This window comes from Kitasatospora sp. NPDC089913 (assembly GCF_044748625.1).
Classification (GTDB): Bacteria; Actinomycetota; Actinomycetes; order Streptomycetales; family Streptomycetaceae; genus Kitasatospora.
The window spans coordinates 30932-50647 of the sequence record NZ_JBIVGI010000044.1; the positions used below are offsets into that span (position 1 = coordinate 30932).

Below are 19716 nucleotides of genomic sequence, written 5' to 3' on the forward strand. Positions count from 1 at the left end.
GTTCATTTCATGTCCGCCCAGCCCTCTCCGCCACCCGTTCCGCACCCGTTCGACGACGTGCCGCAGACCTTCCTCCCCGGCGACTCGTACGACGCGCGGGAGGCTCTCGAAAACTACATCACGCTGGATCTGCTCGGGCCCTGGGACGGAGACGTGGAGGAACTGCCGCACCGCTCGGCCGGCCCCCGCGACCGCTACCTGGTCGGAATGCTGGGCCCCCGCCCGACCGACGAGACGACGGCCCGGGCTGCCCGCACCGCTGCGCAGCTCGCCGATGTCGAACCGGGCAGCGACGGCGACCGTAGTGACAGCGAGCCGCGTGAGCTGCTCACGCCGCAGGCGTCCGGGCGTATCTGGGCCTCTTCGATGGGGCTGTCGTTCACCGTTCCGGCCGCGGTCGGCACGCTCGCCGTCAAGGCGAGCTGGGGGCGCTACTCGTTGACCGAGACCCTCACCGAGGACGGCCGGACCCTCCGGGTGTGGGGACGCGAGCCGGTGGAACACCGCGAGGACATCGACGTCACCGCCGCCGGCGACCACCACCTCGTCCTGGACGGGGACAGGCGCGACCAGCCGTGCGTGCGCCTCGACGTCAAGGTGCGGCCGCGCAACGGTGGACCGGGCGGCGAGGACCTCAGAGTGGTCGAGGTGGCCCTGGTCAACCAGTTGGAGGACACCGCCGAGCACCGTGACACCAACTGGCTGTTCCAGACCCGGCTCGACGTGACCGCCTTCTCCGATGTCGGCGCGGCCGTCTTCCTGCCCATCGACGACCCGCTCACACCTGGTTCCGCCGGCCCGCACGAGGACGACGAGGAGAACCGGCTGCGGCTGCTCTACCGGGACAGCCTGCGCCACGCCGTGGGCCGGAACGTCGCCGTCGACGCCAAGGTGCGGCCGGGGGAGCGCCGCGCCCACCGGCTGACGACCACCTGGCTGCCCGTGTACGACGTGGCCGCCACCACCGCGCCCAGGATCGAGGAACAGCCCCTGCTGGCCGGACTCGAACTCGGCATGGACGAACTCGCCGACCTGGCGGTCCCCGCCCGGCGCCGCGAACTCACCGCGGCACTCGCTCCCCTTGCCGACGGCTACCACGCGTGGCTGCAGGAGCAGCGCGAACGCGTGCAGTCGCTCCCCGAGGGACTGCGGGACACCGCTGCGGCCGCCATCGACAAGGCCGAGGACGTCTGTCACCGGATCACCTTCGGCATCGACGCGCTGGCCACCGACAGCACCGCCCTCGAGGCCTTCCGCTTCGCCAACCGCGCGATGGCGCTCCAGCGGCGCAACACCGCCGTCGCGGCCGCCCGCGCCGGCCACGAGGACGACCGGGACTCCTACCGGCGGGCCCGCGACGCCGTGCGGGAGAAGGGCAAAGAAGGCGCCAGCTGGCGTCCCTTCCAGCTGGCCTTCGTGCTGCTCAACCTCGCATCGCTCTCCCGCCCCGGCCACCCTGACCGCGGCACGAGCCCCGAGGCCGTCGTCGACCTCCTGTTCTTCCCGACAGGTGGCGGCAAGACCGAGGCGTACCTCGGGCTCGCGGCCTACACCTTCGCGCTGCGTCGGCTCCAGGGTGTGATCGGCACAGGCTCCGATGTCCGCAGCGGTGAGGCCGGTGTCGGCGTGCTGATGCGCTACACCCTGCGGCTGCTGACGGCGCAGCAGTTCCAGCGGGCGGCGGCCCTGGTCGCCGCGGCCGAGGTGCTGCGCCGGGAGGCCTTCGAGGGCGGGGACCGGCGGTGGGGTGACACCCCGTTCCGGATCGGCCTCTGGGTGGGGACCTCGGTGTCGCCGAACTGGTTCTCGGAGGCCCGCGACCAGATCGCCGGTGCCAAGGAGAGCGCCGACGACAAGTACGCCAGGGTCATCCAGGTCCTCAGCTGCCCCTGGTGCGGCTCCGGACTGACGGCACACCGGGACATGGAGTACGACGAGCGCAGGCGCCGCGTCCTCCTGTACTGCCCGCGTGGCGAAGGCGAGGACCGCTGCCCCTTCTCCCGTACGGGGGCTCCGAAGGAGGGCATCCCCGTTCTCACGGTGGACGAGGAGATCTACCGGCTGGCACCGGCCATGCTCATCGCGACCGTCGACAAGCTCGCCCAGCTGCCGTGGAACGGCTACGCCGGCCTGCTGTTCGGGCGGGTCACCGAACTCTGCCCGGTGCACGGCTACCGCCACGAGGACCTCGACGAGGAGACCGGCTGCCGCCCCCGGCACCGCGGTGAGCAGGCCGCCCGGACGGTGACCCGGCTGCGTCCGCCGGACCTCATCATCCAGGACGAGCTGCACCTGATCTCCGGTGCGCTCGGCACCACGGTCGGCCTCTTCGAGGCGGCCGTCGACCAGCTGTGCAGCTGGGCCTGGACGGACGGGAACGGGCTCCGGCACGAAGTCGGGCCGAAGATCGTCGCGTCGACCGCGACCACCAAGCGTGCCGCCGACCAGGTGCGGGGCGTCTTCGGACGCCGGATCGCGGTGTTCCCGCCGCAGGTACTGGACGTCGGCGACACTTTCTTCTCCCGGCAGGTCGAGGTCAGCCGCGCCGACCCGGGGCGTCGTTACCTCGGTGTGTGCGCCCACGGGACCAGGCTCAAGGCGGCCGAGATCCGGGTCGCGGAGATCCTCCTGCTCGGCGCCCAGCAGCTGTTCGACGACTACGGCACACCGGGCGACCCCTACATGACGCTGGTCGGTTACTTCAACGCCACCCGCGAGCTGGCAGGTATGCGCCGCTACCTGGACGACGACATCACCACCCGCGTGCGCTCCAACGGCAGCCGCAAGGGGCACCGGACGATCGCCGACCGGATCGTCAGCCGCGCCGGCATGCTGACCATCCAGGAGCTCACCTCCCGGATCTCCTCCTCGGAGATCAGCGCGACCCTCAAGCGGCTGGAGGGCGGCTTCGACCCCGAGCGGGACACCTCGGACCGCCGCCGGGCGCTGTTCGCCGAATTCGCGGCCTCGAAGCGGGAGAAGCGCGACCCCAGGGCCCTGCCCACCCACCCGTCCAAGCAGGCGGTCGATGTCGTCCTGGCGACGTCGATGCTGCAGGTCGGCGTGGACGTCTCCCGGTTCGGCCTGATGCTCGTGGTCGGGCAGCCCAAGAACACCGCCGAGTACATCCAGGCCTCCTCCCGGGTCGGCCGTGACCCGAGCCGCCCCGGTCTCGTCGTCACCCTCTACAACTGGTCGCGCCCCAGGGACCTCGCGCACTTCGAGGACTTCGCGCACTACCACGCCACCTTCTACCGTCAGGTCGAAGCCCTGTCGGTCACCCCGTTCACCCGCCGGGCGCTCGACCGCGGTACCGCGCCGACGTACATCGCAGCGCTGCGCCAGGCCGCCTACGAGCATTCGCGCAACACGGACGCCCACACGGTGGACCTCGACGGTGAGATCGCGGCGGAGGTCGAACGGCGCCTGCTGGACCGCGCGGAGGCGGTCGGCGGTCCGCGGGCACGGGGCTACCTCGCCGAACGCATCGCCGCGCTCAAGGACGCCTGGGCCGGCCGGCGGGAGGGAAGCGCGGTGCTCGGCTACCGCAAGGAGAAGAAGAAGGACAGCCTGGTGGCCGGGTTGCTGCGCCGGGCCGACGGCGCCCGCTGGGACGCCCTCACCGTCCCGATGTCCATGCGCGAGACCGAGAACGAGATCAACCTGCTGCTTCCCGGCGGCGGCCGGCTGATGGAGACGCCCACCAACAGCGGGCCCGCGTGGGACTTCCTCCCCGGCCGGGGCGAGGACGGCCCGGACTCCGGGGTCGACGCGGACGAGTACGGAGACACCGCTGCGGCGGGGACGAGGAAGGGACAGCGATGAGCAACGGCTATTTCCGCCGGGTGGGAGCGGTGCGCCCCAGCCATCTGATGTTCACGGCCGGGGTGGGATCCCTCGTCGACCTGCCCAACTTCTCCGTCCTGGTCCAGGGGCTGGAGCAGTGGAACTACAACGGCCTGACCGACTACCACATCGACGAACCGCGGCTGCGGGCGGCCGTCAACCGTTCGCTGCAGCTCTACGGCCGTGAGCAGGTCACCGAGCTGCGTGCGGCGCCCTGGGTCGAGGGCTCCGAATCGGCCAAGGACCAGGCCGCCCAGGGGGTCGGAGTGCCCGTCGCGCCGTTCCCCCAGTGGCTGCGGTGCACCGCCTGCAACGAACTCGCGCCGGTCGACTCCGAGACCTTCGTCCTCGTCAACAGCAATCCGCGGGCGCCGCACGAGGCGAAGTTCGTCCACGACTGCACCCAGGGTCGGAAGAAGCCGCTCGCCGTCGCCGCCCGCTTCACCCTGGTCTGCACCGCGGGTCATCTCGACGAGTTCCCGTACACGCCGTTCGTCCACGGTGGCGGGTCCTGCCCGACCGCACCGCGGCCGCGGCTGCGGATGAAGGACCACGGCGGCAACCAGGCGGCCAACGTGACCATCGAGTGCGTCGGTTGTTCGGCCAGGCGCAACATCCGCGACGCGATGGGCGAGCGCGGGCGGCGCAACCTGCCCGCCTGCCGCGGGCGCCACCCGCACCTGGGGAGCTTCTTCGAACACGGCGGCTGCGACCGCGAGGCCACCCTGATGGTCGCGGGCGCGTCCAACCAGTGGTTCCCGATGACGCTGAGCGCCCTCGCCCTTCCCCCGGGCGAGAACGACAAGCTCGCGGAGCTGGTCGAGGAGCGGTGGGAGGAGGTGAAGGGCATCGTCTCGCGCGACAACTACGACCTGCTGTCCTCGGTGCCGGCGCTCGGCTGGCTCAAGGACCTCGACCCGGACGCACTCATCGCCGAGGTCAAGGCCAGGGCAGCGGCCCTGGGTGGTGAGGCGCCGGCCACGGACGTCCGGCCGCCCGACCTGCTCGGCCCCGAGTGGGACGTCCTGTCCGCGGTCCGGCCGCCCGCCGCCTCCGAGGACTTCGCACTGGAGGCGGTACCCGTCCCCGACGCCCTGAAGGGACTGTTCTCGGACGTCCGCCAGGTGGAGCGGCTGCGCGAGGCTCGCGCCTTGATCGGATTCACCCGGCTCGACGCACCCGACCCGGAATCTCCCGAGATCGCCACCCCGGTGCGGCTCTCCCGGTCGGCCCTGGGCTGGGTGCCGGCCAGTGAGGTCCGGGGCGAGGGAATCTTCCTGCGGGTCCGGGACGACCTGATGGCCGACTGGGTGAAGCGGATGGAGAAGGCACCGCAGATGGCCGCGCATCGGGAGGCCTTCGCCCGGTTCCGTACCAACCGCAGGAGCGATCGGCTCACCGGGCAGTTCGATCCGATGTACGGGTGGCCGGGGGAGCGCTACCTCGCCCTGCACACGCTGTCCCACCTGCTCATCCGCACCATCGCCCTGGAGTGCGGCTACAGCTCGGCGAGCCTCGCCGAGCGGATCTACGCCGGCGACGACACCGACCCGAGGACCGGCATCCTGATCTACACGGCGGTGCCCGATTCCGAGGGCACCCTGGGCGGCCTGGTCTCGCTGGCCGAGGACCCGCACTTCGAACGGATCGTCAGGCGGGCGCTTCGCGAAGCGGCGCACTGCTCCTCCGACCCGCTCTGCGCGGAACGGCTGCCGCACGCCCCGGCCGACTACCTGCACGGCGCCGCCTGCCACATCTGCCTGTTCGTCTCGGAGACGACCTGTGAGCGCGGCAACCGCTTCCTGGACCGCCGCTTCCTGGTGCCGCTCGGTGACGAGTCCGAGCTGGTCCTCACACCGCACGAGCTGCTTTCGTGACGACCCCGCGCTTCGAGGCCGCGGCCGCTTCGGCGGTCGCGGCCCTCGGCCCGCAGCGGGCCCGAGCCCTGGCGGCCCTGCTCGAACAGGGCCGCGGCGCGGAGTACGCGGTGGGCGAATTCCCGTCCTCCCGGACCTCCGGTGAGGTCCGGGAGGTGTACCGGGCGATCGGGGCCGAATCCATACCCGCCGCCGCTGCCGCCGCCTATCTGCGCGGGTTCAGCGCGGCCTGGGGCGAACGGCGCGGTGACGCCGAGGTCACGACCGTCTGGAGCGGCCCGGGCACCCCGGGCGTGCCCGTGCGGTCGACCGCGCGCGTCCTGACGGAGGTCGTCCGGGAGGCGCGGACGGAGCTGCTCGCGATGACGTATGCGGCCCGTCCCTACCGGCCGTTGCTCCAGGCGCTCGGGGACGCCGTGATCCGGGGGGTGGAAGTGCACATCGTGGTCGAGACCCGGGAGGGTGCCGGTCGCCTGCTGGACGGCCCCGAGCCCGCCGAGACCTTCCGACCCCTGACCGGCGTCCGGCTCTGGCACTGGCCGGTGAACCGGCGGGACCACCCGTCGGCGCGTCAGCACGCCAAGCTCGCCGTCGCCGACCGCCGGATCCTCTTCCTGGGGAGCGCCAACCTGACCGAGTCCGGCGTACGTCGGAATCTGGAGGCCGGCACCGTCGTTCGAGGTGGGGCAGCGCCCGAGCGAGCTGCGGAGCACATCCTCGCGTTGATGCGGCAAGGAGTCCTCCGGCCTTTGCCGTCCTGACGACGACAATCGTGCCGACGGGCCCCGCGCCATCGCGGGGCCCGTTGCCGTGTCTAGGGGAGTACCACCTCGGAGGCGAACAGCGAGAGCTGCCCGGGGGCGCCGTCGTCCGGCTCCGGAGCCTGCGCCAGACCGGCGGCCGCCGCCGAGTCCGGATCGGCATCGGCCGTCGGATCGGTCGCCGCCTCGTCGTCGGCAAGCGTCGGGAGGACGTACTCCTGGGCGAGACCGGCGAGGTGCAGCGGCAGCGGCAGGCTCAGGGCGTCCGGGAGGTCCGGGGCCTGGCGCAGTTGGTGAACGGCAAGGGCGAGCGCCTCCGGATCGTCCCCGTCGGCCAGGTGGCAGCCGAGAACGGCGAGCTCGACCAGCGCAGGGTTCCAGGCCGGTTTGTCGGTGTCGACGGTCAGTTCGCCCTTGCGCTTGCCGGCCTTCAGCGGCCGCGGGGCGAGCTTGTCCGCCTCCACGGCCGATCCGCTGAACTGGAAGGCCTTAGGCGTGGTCGACCAGAACACCCGCGCACTTCCCTCTTCGGCAGTGGGGTCGGTCCACAGATGAGCCGGCAGGCCGTTGATGCCGTTGACCTCGTCCGGGTGCACCCCCCACCACTGCGCGGTCTCGCGGCCCTGGGCCGTCCGGACCCGGACCAGACGCAGGTCCGGGTCGAGCCGTCGGTTGGACAGACCGGTGCGGATCCGGTCCGGTTCGGTCTGACCGTCCTGCAACCACGTCCAGTGCGAGCGGCAGTTCTGCGCGTGAGCCAGCAGCACTGTCGGCGTGCCGCGCAGCGATCGCACCACCTTCTGCAGACGCTCCTCCGTTTCCTGCCGCTGGCGCCGCATGTCCTGCCACCAGGAGGGGCGTTCGGCCTGCTGCTCCGTACCGGCGCGAGGTGCGGGAAGGGCGGACGGCACCTCGGCGAGGCGGGTCAGACGCAGCAGCAGCGCCGGGTACGGGATCCACGCGCCCGCGCCGTTGTCGACGGTTCGGTCCCAGCCCTCCACCCGCGCCATCCCGCTGCCCGGGCGGGTCGGGGTGACACGGACGGCGACCAGCTCGTGGCCGGCCCAGCGGGTCCGGCTGCGGGCGTTCCTGCGGACCATCCACACCGCCGCGTAGCGCAGGCCCTCGGGCAGGCGCTCACCCAGGCTGTGTTCAGGATGGACCCGCACTCCGAGCTGCCGCAGCCCGTCGTCCCAGGCCTTGAGAGCCCGGAAGTCGGCGTTCTTCTCGCTGTTGTAGCCCTTCACCTTCTTGGGGACCGCGATGAACTGGGTCAGTACCCCGGCGTCGGCGCAGCCCAGCCGGAGCGCGAACTTGGGGTCGTGCTCGGGCGTGGTGAAGTCCTTCCTCCGGTCGATCTCGACCAGGGCGAGGGCAGGGAGCCGGTCCTCCCGGTCGGCGTCGAGAAAGGTTCGTACCTCGGTGCGACGGGCGCTCAGGGCGGCGGTGACGACGTCCCGGGTGGCGCGCGCGTCGCCCAGGGGAAGGTCGCTCGCGAGCGAGCCGGTCAGCTTGAGGCAGCGCAGCCGGACGGTCAGCTCGGCGGTGTCCCACTCCAGGAGCGCCGGGGCGCCCGGGCGTGCGGCCTCGTACTCCTCGGCGGTAGGCCGCGTGCCGTCGTCCTTGAGACCGAGGTGGCCGACCAGCGCGGTGATGGCGTGGTCGCGCATCTCGGCGGTCTGCCACAGCAGCCGCGCCTCCAGGACAGGCAGCCGATCCGGCGGGCCGTCGGAGTGTTCGGTACCGTCCGCGCCGTTCAGCGCCGCAAGGGCGAAGGCTGTCCCGACCCGGCGGGCGGTGGCCGCCCGCACTTCTTCCGAAGCTTTGGCGACCTCGCCGGAGGGCTTCGGCCGGGGGTTCGCCGGCCGGTGGGTCGCGGCCCGCCGGGTGTGCTCCAGCTCCGGCACGGGGCGCAGTTCCTCGGGCAGCGCCTGCTCGGCCCAGCGGACGATCCGCGAGCGCTGGTCCGACATCAGCCCCGCACCGACCTCGTGCGAGCCCATGGCGGTGCTGTACACCACCGCCGCGCGCATGTCCGGGGTGAGCCACTCCTCCGGCGCGCCGAGGATCCCGTCGGCATCCGGGAACGGTTCGGCCAGCGCGATTCCGCCAAGCATCCCGGCGGGGCCGCCGCCGACCCAGTCGATGCCGCGCTTGGCGCGGTTCCACTCCAGCCGGGCCACCGCGAAGCGCTCGCTCGCGGGCGCCCCCGGCAGCCACGGCACCCGCGGACGCAGCAGGACGGAGGTCCGGCGGCCGAACGGCAGTCGCAGTTGCCCGGTGGAAGCGTTGGTGCGCGTCGCCCACCGGCGGATGTGGGTGTGCAGGTGCAGACGGGGCAGCGGGTCGAACGGGACGGTGTGCAGGGTGATGTTGAGTACCACCGAGTACCACCAGGTCCGGTCGCCCTTCCCGTCCCAGGGGAGCGGCTGCGAGACCAGTTCCGCGCCCTGGTCGCGCGGGCCGCGGGGTACGGCGCGGAAGTACAGCTTCCCGGCGCCGAAGTCGTACGGGTCCAGCGTGAGGATCCGATGTGCCAGATGGTCCGTCGCCAGCTGGTACTGACGGGCGTCGGGCGCGGCCGTGCCGCCCTCGGTGGGCGCGCAGCGCAGCAGTTCCGCCTCCACCGGGTGCCACTGCGGCGGATCGGCGGACAGCAGGGCCTCGACCTCGCGCCGACCGGTCCGGTGCTCGGGCTCGGGACGCAGGTCGCGCAGCCAGGCCGACAGCAGCGCCCGGAACGCCGGGCCCGGTAGCGGATCGGTCGCCCCGGCCGGGGCGTAGAGCCAGAAATCGGCGGGCTCACCCTTGTGCTGGGCTGGGCGGGGACGGACGATCAGGTCCGGGGCGAGGGCCTGGAGGACCTGGTCCAGCCGCCACGTCGGGACGGTGCGGTACGGCTCGGCCTTCGGCGGACGCCCGGAGTTGCAGAGATCGAGGAGAGCTCCGTACCACTGTTCGGGGAACGGGAGGGCGCGGTAGTTCGCCGTGAGGGAGGCCTCGGGGGAGACGGGTGCCCAGGCGGCGGTGCGGATGGTCCGGTACTTCATGGCCACGGTGGCCTCCGATTCGCGTGGTCGGGCGGTCAGGCGCGGTGGTGGGTGAGATGGGACAGGGCCTCGAACAGCGGCTCGTAGAGGAGGCGGGCCAGGGCCGGGTCGCCGGGATCGGGGAAGCCGCTCGGATCGGCGTCGGCGACGAAGTAGGGGGCGAGCACGGTCCTGAGCCGGGTGAGCAGTCCGTCGTCGGTGGGAAGGACCGCGCCCTGGATCCCCGGGGCCAAGGCCCGGGCCAGTCGGGGTGCGAACCGGGCGTCGACGAACACCACCCGGGCCGGCACGCCGCCGCGGACCAGGCGGCCGATGACCTGCCAGATCGTCACCAGTTGGTCCCAGGCGAACGCCTGCTTCTCGGCCTCCGACAGGCGCGAGTAGATGTACCGCCGGGCGAGCAGCCGCCGCCACTCCCGGCGGGCCGTGTGGCGGAAGGCCAGCCCGGCCGCGTCCAGCGTGTCCGCCTGGCGTACCAGCGAGGTGAAGGTGCCCTGGTCGAGGCCCGGGTGGTCGCGGCCGAAGCGCGCCGCCCAGTCGTTGATCGCGAAGATGGCCAGCGCCAGGTCGTCCGGGCGGGGATGCGGCCGGGCCAGGAACAGCGCGGTGCCGAAGGCGGCGTTCCGTTGGGCGTTCAGGATGTTGTGCCCGCGCTCCACAGCCATCAGCGGTGCGACGAGCACCTCCGCGCGCCTGTCCTCGGCGAAGGTCGCAAGGTCGCCGCGCCGCAGGGCGGTGGCATGCCCCAGGACTGCGGGCCGCGGGCCGCTGCCGCGAACGGCCTGTTCCAGATCGGCGTCGTCCGAGGCGAGGACCCGGACCCGGCCGTGCCAGCGCTCGATGCCGTGCAGGACGTCCGCGACGGCGTTCGCCTCCTTGTAGCTGCCGACCAGGAGGATGGCGCGCTGTCGTTCGTGATCCTCGACCAGGGCGAGTTCCTCCTCCAGCGGGCTGGGCGACTGGCCGCGCCCCGGGCTGCCGAGCCGGTTGGCCATCGCCCGCGCGACCGTCAGGCGGGCTTTCGGGTCGGTGCCGGACAAGCTGATCGGCCTGCCGCTGTCGTCGTGGAGGAACCGGGTCCGGAAGACCGTGCGGCGCACCGCCTCGAGCGATCGCTCGGACGGTTTGAGTACGGCTCCGACCGGCACCAGCACGTGCGCGCGTGTCGACGTTCCCGCCCAACTCGTACCGGACATCAGAACGACGTGCGGTCCGCGCCGGCCCGATCCCGGGTCGGAGCCGACCTCGTGCAGTGAGAGCAGGAGTTCGCGGCCGACGCCGGCGCACCGGAAGAACCGGAGCGTGCCGCTGTGGCGGCCGGAGTCGTCCTGCTCGCGTTCGTCCGGCAGGTACTGGAATCCGAGGACGTTGCCCATCGGAGCCTCCGGGACCAATGGGGCGTAGTCCAGCGGCGGTCGTCGCGAGAAGTCGTTGCCGGTGGAGTCCAGGTGCAGTGCGGCCTCCACCTGCGGCCAGAGGAAGGTCAGCCGCTCCAGCCGCTGGTTCAGTGCGGAGAGCAGCAGCATGAACTCCAGGCGACGGGCCGTGCGGTCCAGCCACCTGGAGTCCCCGGCGGGCGCTGGTGTGTCGGTGAGGAGTTCGCGCAGCACGGTCGTTACCCGGCTCCGGGTACCGGTGGCCGACAAGGTGGTCAACAGGTCCTGGGCGAGTCCGACCAGGTCGTCCGTCGGATCGTTGTACGGGCCGTGACCGCCGAGCGGGTCGTCGCGGAACCGGTCGAGGACGGCAGTCAGCACCGAGCGCCGGCCGTCCGCGAGAGGGGCCTCGGACACCGCTCCGGGATCGTCGTTCTCGTAGGCCTCGAAGAGCTCGCTCTCGTCGGCCACGCCGTCGGGGGCCCCGGCGGAAGCGTCCGGTTCGAACCAGTCGGCCAGCAGCTTCTCCTGGAGCGTCCAGGGGCTGAAGTACTCCGTGTCCGCCCACTCGCGGACGTCGGCGTCGTCGATCAGCCGCTTGTAGAGGCGGTCGGTCGCCGTCGTGACCACGGTCAGGGAAGCGGACCATCGCTCGACCTCCTGATCGGTCAGGGGCAGCCGGCCCTGCTTGGACAACTCCTCGATCTTGTGCGTGTGCAGTTGGTCCAGCCAGGACTCCGGCCCCGGGGAGACGAGGGTCGCGGACGGCGCGAAGATCTCGTCCAACTTCATCTGTACCGAGTCGGCCTCGTCCACGATGACGATGTCGCTGCGCAGGCACGCGAGTTCGAGATGGCGCAGCCGTTCCTGGTTCAGGTGGCTCGGCACCGACGACTGCACAAGGCTGGCCGGGTTCGCGATCCAGATCAGCGAGTCGACGAGCTCGCGGGCGGTCCGGTGACGAGGACACGCGCTCCAGAGCGGGCAGCCGGACCGCTGCCCAGTGGGTCGGGCGGCGGGCGTGGGCGGTGTCGCCGTGGTGCCGCGCGGCTGGTACGGGGCGGGGAGCACGATCGGCTCCGGCTCCCCTGCGACCTGATCGTCCGGGGTCTCCGGCCGCTCCGGATAGAGGGAGACACAGGGTGCGTCGGCGTAGCGGAGCGGTTCGGCCGCCTCGGTACCGCGCAGGGCGTCGACGACACACGCCGTACTCAGGTCGTCGAAGGCCGAGTCGTCGTGGTCGAGCAGGTTGTCCAGACCCCGGGCGGCCAGTCGCCGGTGGAGCCGCTGCACGTGCGTCTCCCGGGTGGTCGGACCGAGGACCGGAGTCGCGGACAGCCCGAGTGCCCTCAGTTGCGCGCTCAGACGCAGCTGTTCGGCGACGTCGCCGACGACCAGCGTCGTCCTCAGCCCCCGGCGTGCCGCCCACACGGCGACCAGCGACATGAGCGTGCTCTTGCCGGCGCCGACCATACCCACCAGGTGCAGCATTCCGTCCAGGCGCAGTTCGTCGGAGTCGGCGAACGCCAGGCCGTCCGCCGTCCGTGGCGCCAGCCTGAGCTCGGCCAGCCGTCGCGCCCAGTGCCCCGGCTTCTCCACGTCCGCCGCGAGCTCGGTGGCGTCCATCCACCGGGCCGTGTCGGCGAGGTCGGCACGGGACAGCCGGATCGGCGCTCCGCTGCCGGACCGGGCTGCCGCGAGGTCGTGCCCCCGAGAGGAGCCGGGCCGCAGATCCGGTGGGAAGGTGACGGAGGCGGGGCGGCGGCGGTCGAGGAAAGTGCTTCGCCCGACCGGGGCGAGCTTGAGCTCGCGGCGGTCGAAGACGGGCAGAGCCGCCAGCGCCGTGTCGTACACGGCGAGTCGCCCGGAGGCGACGGTCGGCGTGAGTGGACGGGCCGGACCACCCGCCTGCGGAACCCGATAGGCCCGCACACGCTCCGGCAGGGCGAGGTAGGTCTCCAGCGTCTGGTGCCAGACCCGGCGGCGGCGGAGCGTCCACAGCAGGTGTCGCGCGGCGGTCAGCCTGACGTCGTGCTCAGGGACGACGGCAAGGCCGGCCGCCCGGGCGAACGGATACCCGGCGAGCAGGGTGTAGGCGCCTGCGGCCGGCTCGTCCGGTGCGATGAGCTCCAGGACCCGCAGCGCCAGCTCCGCCTGGCAGAGCAGGGCCGGCTTCACGTCGCCCAGCTCGGACGGGATCTCGCGCCACACCCGGCCCAGTTCTCTGCTGACCGCCTGATGCCAGTCGTCACGGTTACGCACGGGTACCTCCGTCCGGGGCGCCCGCCAGCCGGACGGCCGCCCGGTTCACCAGCTCCGTGTCAGTGAGCAAGGGCAGTCCTCGCGCCGCCGCAGGCCGGTGCCGGCGGTACACGTCGAGGTAGCCCGGCCGGTCCTGAACCCGATACCGGGGCACCACCCAGAAGGCCTCGTCGTAGGGCGGATCCGGTGCAACCGGCCAGGCCGACCGGCCGAGGAACGCGGGGTGCGCCCAGTCCTTGACGTCCACCGCCCAGACCCGTCCGTCCGGGAAGGTGATGTGCAGGTCGTAGGCGTCGAAGGCCGGCCACATCCGTACCCGCAGCCCCAGGCCGGTCAGGGCTTGTTCCAGGTCGGCCTCCGCACGCCCCGGACCGGTGACGAACTGCCTGAGCGGACGTTCCACCTGGAGGAGTTCGCCGACCTCCTCGACCGGCAGCAAGCTCCCCGAGGGCGGGGAGCCCTGCCGTCGGCACTGGTCGCGCTCACACCACCAGGCGCCGTCCTGCAGTGGCAGCAGCAGCGTCAGACAGCGGGCACAGGTGGTGTACGCGCCTGCCCGCAGGTAGCTCGCCGGGACCGGCAGGTAGATCCGCCGGACCAGCTCACGGACCGGGTCGAGCACGTGGTCGTTGGTGACCTCGAAGAACTCCACCGAGCTCAGCACCGGACGGTTGACCAGCAGCCGCCGGAACTCGGTGTACGCGTCCTCCTCGCCGCACTCGCGGCACAGTCGCAGCGCGGTACGAATGATGTCCCGGTCGCGCTGGCGCACCGCGCTGTCGGCCGTGCGCTCCGCCCATTCGTGGCAGAGCTCCGTGGGCCGGCCGGAGTGGGGATCGAGGAGGTGGTCGGCGTCGTCGACGGCATCGACAGGCAGGTCGAGCGGCCAGTCGGAGACCGGGCGGAACCGGCACCAGCTCAGCAGCTCGGGCAGACCTGCGGGCGGCTCGGCGCCTTGGAGCAGGCAGGCGAGAACGGTCCGGTTCAGTGCCCGCTGGGCCTCGTCGGGGTAGGGCAGGGTGAAGCCGTCCAGGCCGGTGAGCGCGTCCAGACCGACGAGCGCGGTGGCCAGCGTACGCAGCAGAGGGAGGCCGTCGTGCGCGGCCCACGCGGCCGCGTACGGGGGGAGCGGAGAGGTGTCGGGCACGGGTCAGCGTCCAGTGGTGTGTTCGAGGCCAGGGCGGCACCAGCGCAGGGTCTCGCAGCCGTGGCATCCGTGGCCGGGGGTGGCGGCGAAGGCTTCGTCCGAGACCCAGGGGCCGGCCAGAGCGGCGATGACCCGTCGCGCTTCTTCGACTGTCCGTTGATCGTCCGGGTAGAGCTCCTCGCACGCCGAGCCGTCCTCGTACAGCAGCTCGAGTTCGATCCGGGACCGGTGCGGGTCGCCGCCGAGGAGGTCGGCCGACAGCAGCAGGACGGCGAGGGCGAGTTGCGGGAACGCCTCCAGCAGCGGACGCCCCTCCCAGGGGCGGGACGAGGCGGTCTTCGTCTCCCGCCAGACCCACCCCCCGGCGTCCGTGTAGAGCAGGTCCGGGTCGGCGATGACGACGACGTCGAGCTCCGGGTCGTACGCCGTCAGACGCTTCTGGACCTGTACCCGTTCGCTCGACGGCAGGCCGTCGAGCGGGCAGAGGGCGGCGTGCTCGGAGAGCATCCGGAGGGCGGGTCCGGACTCCTCCGCGGAAAGGCGGGGAAGAAGGGCGGGGAGTACCGTGGCGCGGCAGCCGCGCCGGGCCCGGTGCTGCTCGTTGAGCCACGCGTCCACGGCGCGTCCTCGCCGGATCGCCGCGTTCTCCGGCTCGGGCGACTTCAGATGCAGAACACGAGTCAGATGGAACCTGGCCGGGCAGGCGGCATGGGTGCGCAGGTCGGAGACGGAGACGCTGCGCCGCCGGTGCGGGCGGAGCGGTCGGCCGGTGCCGAGCAGGAAGGGGATCCTGGGTGGCTGCGAACAGCTCGTCAGGCCTTCGCAGTCGATGCAGGCCGAGCCCGGATTGACCCGCTCGGCCTCGACGGTCCGGGCGAGGACGGGCTTCGTGTGGCGCACGTACTGCCGGGCGGTCTCTTCGGTGTCCCAGTCGGCGAGGAGTCGATGGGAGCCGTCACCGCAGCCGACCGCCACTACCCGGACCCGCTGCGGGCTGACGGCGTCCACGCTCGTCGGGCGGTACGGCTCGCCGAAGCCGGCGACGGCCGGGAGCCCGGTCGCGGCGACGGCGGCAGCCTCGGCGATCTCTGCCAGAGTCCTGCTCTTGACTGAGTTCACGGACAGCAGCCAGATCTCCCGGACACTGCCGTCGGCCGAGGTGTACCGGCGTCCCCAGGCGGTGCGCTCGTAGCGGAGTGCGCCGCGCGTGTCCGGTGCACTGAGATCTGTGGCGGTCACCCAGGCATGTTCGACCGGAAGGGTGTCCGGCCCGTCGTGCGCGTGCGCGGCCTGGTGTTCCATGCGCGCCGTAAGGAAATGCCGTACGGCTTCGGCGGTCCAAGCGAGATGGGCGGGGTGGCAGTCGCGTCGGGAGTCGAGCCCGCTCAGTGCATCATCAACGGTCTTCCCGTTGAACTCGATTGCGTCCAGTGCCGACATCATCGGCCCCAGCGCGAAGTCCTGGACCGGCTTGCGGCGCGACCGCGCCGGGGACTGTCGGACCAGCGGCCGGGCCCTCAGTGCGGCGCCGCGCGGGCAGCCCTGGGGGTCCTCCTGGAGCAGGGGGAGGGAGGTGCGGATGAGCCGGGAGCTGCCGGCGGTGCCGGGTGGAGGTTGCCAGACGGTCACGGGAGGAGACCCCCTCACAGGGTTCGGAGCGGTTCGGTCCGGGACACCAGGAGAGCGTACTTCTGTGAACTTAGTCAAGCGATGCTGTTATGTCTGATCGTGAGCGCTGTCGCGGTAGGGTATGTCGCGCATGATGCCACGGCGTACCAGGGGTGAGGATGGAAAAGGACGAAGTCGTCCGCGGCCGGTACCGGATCGTCGAACTGCTCGGCCAGGGCGGCATGGCCTGCGTCTGGAAGGCGATCGACACGGAGACGGGGGACCTGGTGGCCGTCAAGGAGATCCGTTCGGACCAGTACAACCAGGGTCGTCTGAGCCCCGCCGAACGCATCCGTCAGGAGAACGAGCTGCTCTTGCGGTTCGCGCGGGAAGGGCAGTTCCTCGCCGACCTCGATCACCGGGGCGTCGTGAGACTGCTCGATCGGGGTCTCCACCGGGGCGACCCCTACCTCGTCATGGAGCTGGTCGACGGCAGCCCGCTCGACAGCTTCCTCGGCAGCTTCCGGCCGCTGCCGTTCGGTGCCGCGATCGCGGTCGCAGTCGAGATCGCGGAGGCGCTCGTCCACGCCCATGCGGGCCAGGTCATCCACCGGGACCTGAAGCCTGACAATGTCGTGTTGACCGCGGACGGTTCGGTGAAGCTCATCGACTTCGGTGTCGCACTGCCGGACGACCCCGATGCCACCCGATACACCGCATACGGTGCCACGCCGGGAACGGTCGGCTATATGGCTCCGGAACAGCTCCAGGGACAGCACAAGGTCACGAAGACCGTGGACCACTACTCCTTCGGATGTGTGCTCTTCGAGCTTCTGACCGGACGTCAGCCGTTCGTCGACCGGCCCGACCGCAACTCCGCGACCCAGCATCAGCAGGACCTTCCGCCGCATGTCAGCGACCACCGGGGCGGCATCCCCCCTGAGGTCGACGATCTCGTCCGGCAGCTGCTGGACAAGGACCCGCGTCGGCGGTTCCACAGTCTCACCGAAGCCCTCGACATCCTCCGGCCCCACCTGCCGCTCCCGGATTCGCCGGCACCCAGTCCCGAGCTCGTGCCCGACCCGACGATGCGTTACCGGCTCCCTGGCGCAAGGCGCTCGCCGTCGCCCGGAGCCGGCGCGGCGCGACGTCCGGCTCCCCGCCGTGCGGCGGGCCGAGCAGTTCGGGCAGGTGCCGGGCGCGAACAGTTCGCCGCCCTGCTCGCACTCGCCGCTGCCGAGGCGGTCGGGCCAGGGCCCGGTCCGGCGCTCGGACGACTGGAGGAGGAGCTGGCGGGCGCCCGCAGGTCCTGGGGTCTCGGCCACCGCCCGGTGGCCGAGGCCCAGCTGCTCTGCGCCGACGCCGCGCGGCTGCACGGCTCCTGGGAAGGTGCCGGTCCGCTCTACCACGCGGTCGCGACGGCTCTGGAGCACAAGAGCGCGCCGGAGTTGCGGGCCCTCGCCCTCGAGGCCCGAGTGGGAGTGGCCGAGTGCATGGTCCCGGCCGGGGACCTCCGGGCCGCCTTCGACGGCTGGGCCGATGTGGTCCACGAGGTCGCCGGCCTTGTGGAGATGCCGGTCCGGGTCGTGGCTCGCTGCCACGAGGTGGCCCTGGAGCTCACGGAGGTCGGCAGGCCGGAGGAGGTTCGGGCATTCTTGGAGCTGCTGCCCCCCGGGTGACCTCAGCCCCGGGGCAGTCGGCCGGTCGCAAGCAGCTCGCCCAGCGTCCGGCCGATGCCTCCGGCGACCTCGCGCAGCTCGCGCACGGCGTCGTCGAACGCGGAGAGCCGCCGGTGGACCTCACCGTAGGCGCGCTGGTCGTCCAGCGGTAGCCGGGGCACCTGGAGCCGGCGCACGTCCACCCGCGACGAGGTAGAGGCATGCGTGCCCGCCTGCCTTGCGTTGGCCGGCGAACGCAGGCAGCCGGCCAGGAACCACGGATCGAGGACCGTCGGGTCGACCCGGATCAGATGGAGCTGAGGCCCGAGCACGGTGGGTGCCGCGAGATCCACCCAGGCGTCGAAAGCCCGGAGAGCGCCCACCACCACGATGTCCTGGGAACGCGACACCGTCATACTGCCCGCACGCTCGCCCTCGTTCGCCTCGGCGGTGGGCAGCCAGTGGTGCGGGCCGTCAGGATTCACGAGATCCGGGACCGCCAGGGTGCGAACCCCGTCGGCCGGCCGCTCACCTCGGCGCAATCGTGGCTCGGGAAGTGCCTGCCCGGTGTGGAGCTCGAGCGCGCCGGCGAGCTCCAGCTCACCGACGGTGGTGCTGGCGACGATGCCCTCGTCCGTCATGGGGACCAGTTCGGACAGTATCCGACCGAGGTCACGGGCCTCGTTCAGGCGCAGGTCGAACTGGGTCCAGGAAGGACGCAGGTCGGCGGCGGCCGCCGAATCCGGTGCGGGGACGTAGCGGGCCGGAGTCAGGTCGACCTGGTCGTCGAGGAGCTCGATCACCGGGACGGACACCGCGGCCGAGGATTCGTCGCTCCGGAGCGCGTCCAGAACGGTGTCGCGGAGCTGTGGCCAGTCGATCACCGACTGATTCGGTGTCGGTGCGCCGCTGCGTCCGACCGTGTCCACCAGTCGCACGACGGCATTCGCAGGATCGTCCGACGGTCGCCCCAATACCCAGATGTGCAGGCCGACTCCGTGCGGCGGGGCGGCACCCGGTGGCAGTGCGATCACCGTGCGCAGCGCCCCCGCACGCAGCAGTGCGCTCCGGATCCGTCGGCCCGCCCGCCGGGACGCCACCGCCGGAGGCAACACCATCACCGCGGTTCCGCCCGGCGCCAGCGAGGCGACCGCATGTTGCACCCACGCCAGTTCGGGTTCAGTGCGCGGTGGCTGTCCGAACAGCCACCGGGTGTCCGTTGCGACCTCGTCGTGTCCCCAGTCGCGTTCGTTCGACGGCGGATTGCAGAGCACGATGTCCGCCTCGATACCCCCGAGGGCGTCGGCGCGGAGGGTGTCCGCGACCGTGGTGCCTCCCTTTGCGCCTGCCATCAGCAGGCGCGCGGCGGCGACCGATGCGAGCGTCGGGTCGACATCCTGTCCCACCAGGGTGGGCTGCTCGGACCCGGACCAGTGCCGGGCCGCCGCGAACAACAGGGATCCGGTGCCGCAGGCGGGGTCGAGCACCATCCGTACAGACCGGGCCCGGGACGACCCGGCGATGCCGACCATGAGCTCGGCGAGTGGCTCCGGCGTAGTGATGATCTGGCGCACATGGGTACCGAGCCAGCGTTGGAGCAGGAACCCGAAGGTCTTGGCCGGCCCTTCGTGCTCTGCGAGCCGTACGGCCCGATCGATCAGGGATTGCTGCGCGGGGCTGGTCGGTAGCCGAACGGGCAGCGCACCGGGATCACCGGAGGGGCTCAGCTCCGCACCCACCACGGCCACCAGGGTCCCCATCGAGTTCCGGTCACCCAGCGCTTCGACCTGCGGCCAGAGCCTCTCGAGCCGGCCCGCGGCTGTCTTGCCCTTCTTCTCCTGGTCCAGCCATCTCTCCACCTCGGCCAGCAGGAACTGGGGGCTCGCGTCGCTCCCGCCGACCGGACTCGGGAAGTTCGGGTACCGACGCCGCCAGTTGCTCACGGCGGCGCGCCCGACGCCCGCGATCCGGGCGATCTCTGCCAGGGTCACCGAGACGGCCTGTTCGGCGGGGAGGGGCATCAGGAACTCCGATGAACGCGGGCGGCGGGATCGAGCAGGTCGACATCGAGGGCGATCCTCACGCTATCGCAGCACCCCTTGGTCATCCAGGTGTCCGTTGACTGAGTTTA

Annotated in this window: 9 protein-coding genes; 4 read left to right on the top strand and 5 right to left on the bottom strand. The window is 71.9% G+C overall.

Annotated features, from left to right (window positions below; all coding sequences use genetic code 11):
- Positions 1–9: 9 nt before the first annotated feature.
- Genes drmA through drmC form a run of 3 tightly spaced genes read left to right on the top strand, consistent with a single transcriptional unit; the run spans position 10 to position 6484 of the window.
- Positions 10–3825, top strand: a complete 3816-nt coding sequence (drmA, locus tag ACIPYS_RS37740; protein WP_400754841.1) for a DISARM system helicase DrmA — start codon at positions 10–12, stop codon at positions 3823–3825.
- Positions 3822–5723, top strand: coding sequence for a DUF1998 domain-containing protein (gene drmB, locus ACIPYS_RS37745; protein ID WP_093859878.1), 1902 nt, complete (start codon positions 3822–3824; stop codon positions 5721–5723). The genes drmA and drmB overlap by 4 nt, the downstream gene beginning before the upstream one ends.
- Positions 5720–6484 (top strand): DISARM system phospholipase D-like protein DrmC, encoded by a 765-nt coding sequence (drmC, locus tag ACIPYS_RS37750; protein ID WP_400754844.1) that lies wholly within the window; start codon positions 5720–5722, stop codon positions 6482–6484. The genes drmB and drmC overlap by 4 nt, the downstream gene beginning before the upstream one ends.
- Positions 6485–6537: 53 nt before the next feature.
- Here the strand turns inward: drmC and ACIPYS_RS37755 are convergent, their stop codons facing one another.
- Genes ACIPYS_RS37755 through ACIPYS_RS37770 form a run of 4 tightly spaced genes read right to left on the bottom strand, consistent with a single transcriptional unit; the run spans position 6538 to position 15558 of the window.
- A complete protein-coding gene (locus tag ACIPYS_RS37755) occupies positions 6538–9534 on the bottom strand; it encodes a pPIWI_RE module domain-containing protein (protein ID WP_400754847.1) in 2997 nt (998 codons plus the stop codon).
- Between the two features lie 35 nt (positions 9535–9569).
- Positions 9570–13172: a hypothetical protein gene (locus tag ACIPYS_RS37760; protein WP_400754849.1), complete on the bottom strand. Its 3603-nt coding sequence runs from the start codon at positions 13170–13172 to the stop codon at positions 9570–9572.
- Entirely contained in the window at positions 13165–14319 is a 1155-nt protein-coding gene (locus ACIPYS_RS37765) for a hypothetical protein (RefSeq protein ID WP_400754852.1), read from the bottom strand. Before ACIPYS_RS37765 ends, ACIPYS_RS37760 begins: the two co-directional genes overlap by 8 nt.
- A gap of 3 nt (positions 14320–14322) precedes the next feature.
- Positions 14323–15558, bottom strand: coding sequence for a PD-(D/E)XK nuclease family protein (locus ACIPYS_RS37770; RefSeq protein ID WP_400754855.1), 1236 nt, complete (start codon positions 15556–15558; stop codon positions 14323–14325).
- A 548-nt stretch (positions 15559–16106) separates the two neighbouring features.
- Between ACIPYS_RS37770 and ACIPYS_RS37775 the strand changes: the two genes are divergently transcribed.
- Positions 16107–17606 carry a serine/threonine-protein kinase gene (locus ACIPYS_RS37775; protein ID WP_400754858.1) on the top strand — a complete coding sequence of 500 codons (1500 nt, stop codon included), beginning with the start codon at positions 16107–16109 and terminating at the stop codon, positions 17604–17606.
- Between the two features lie 2 nt (positions 17607–17608).
- On the opposite strand, the gene ACIPYS_RS37780 is transcribed toward ACIPYS_RS37775, so the two are convergent.
- Positions 17609–19606, bottom strand: a complete 1998-nt coding sequence (locus tag ACIPYS_RS37780) for an N-6 DNA methylase (RefSeq protein WP_400754861.1) — start codon at positions 19604–19606, stop codon at positions 17609–17611.
- Positions 19607–19716 lie beyond the last annotated feature (110 nt).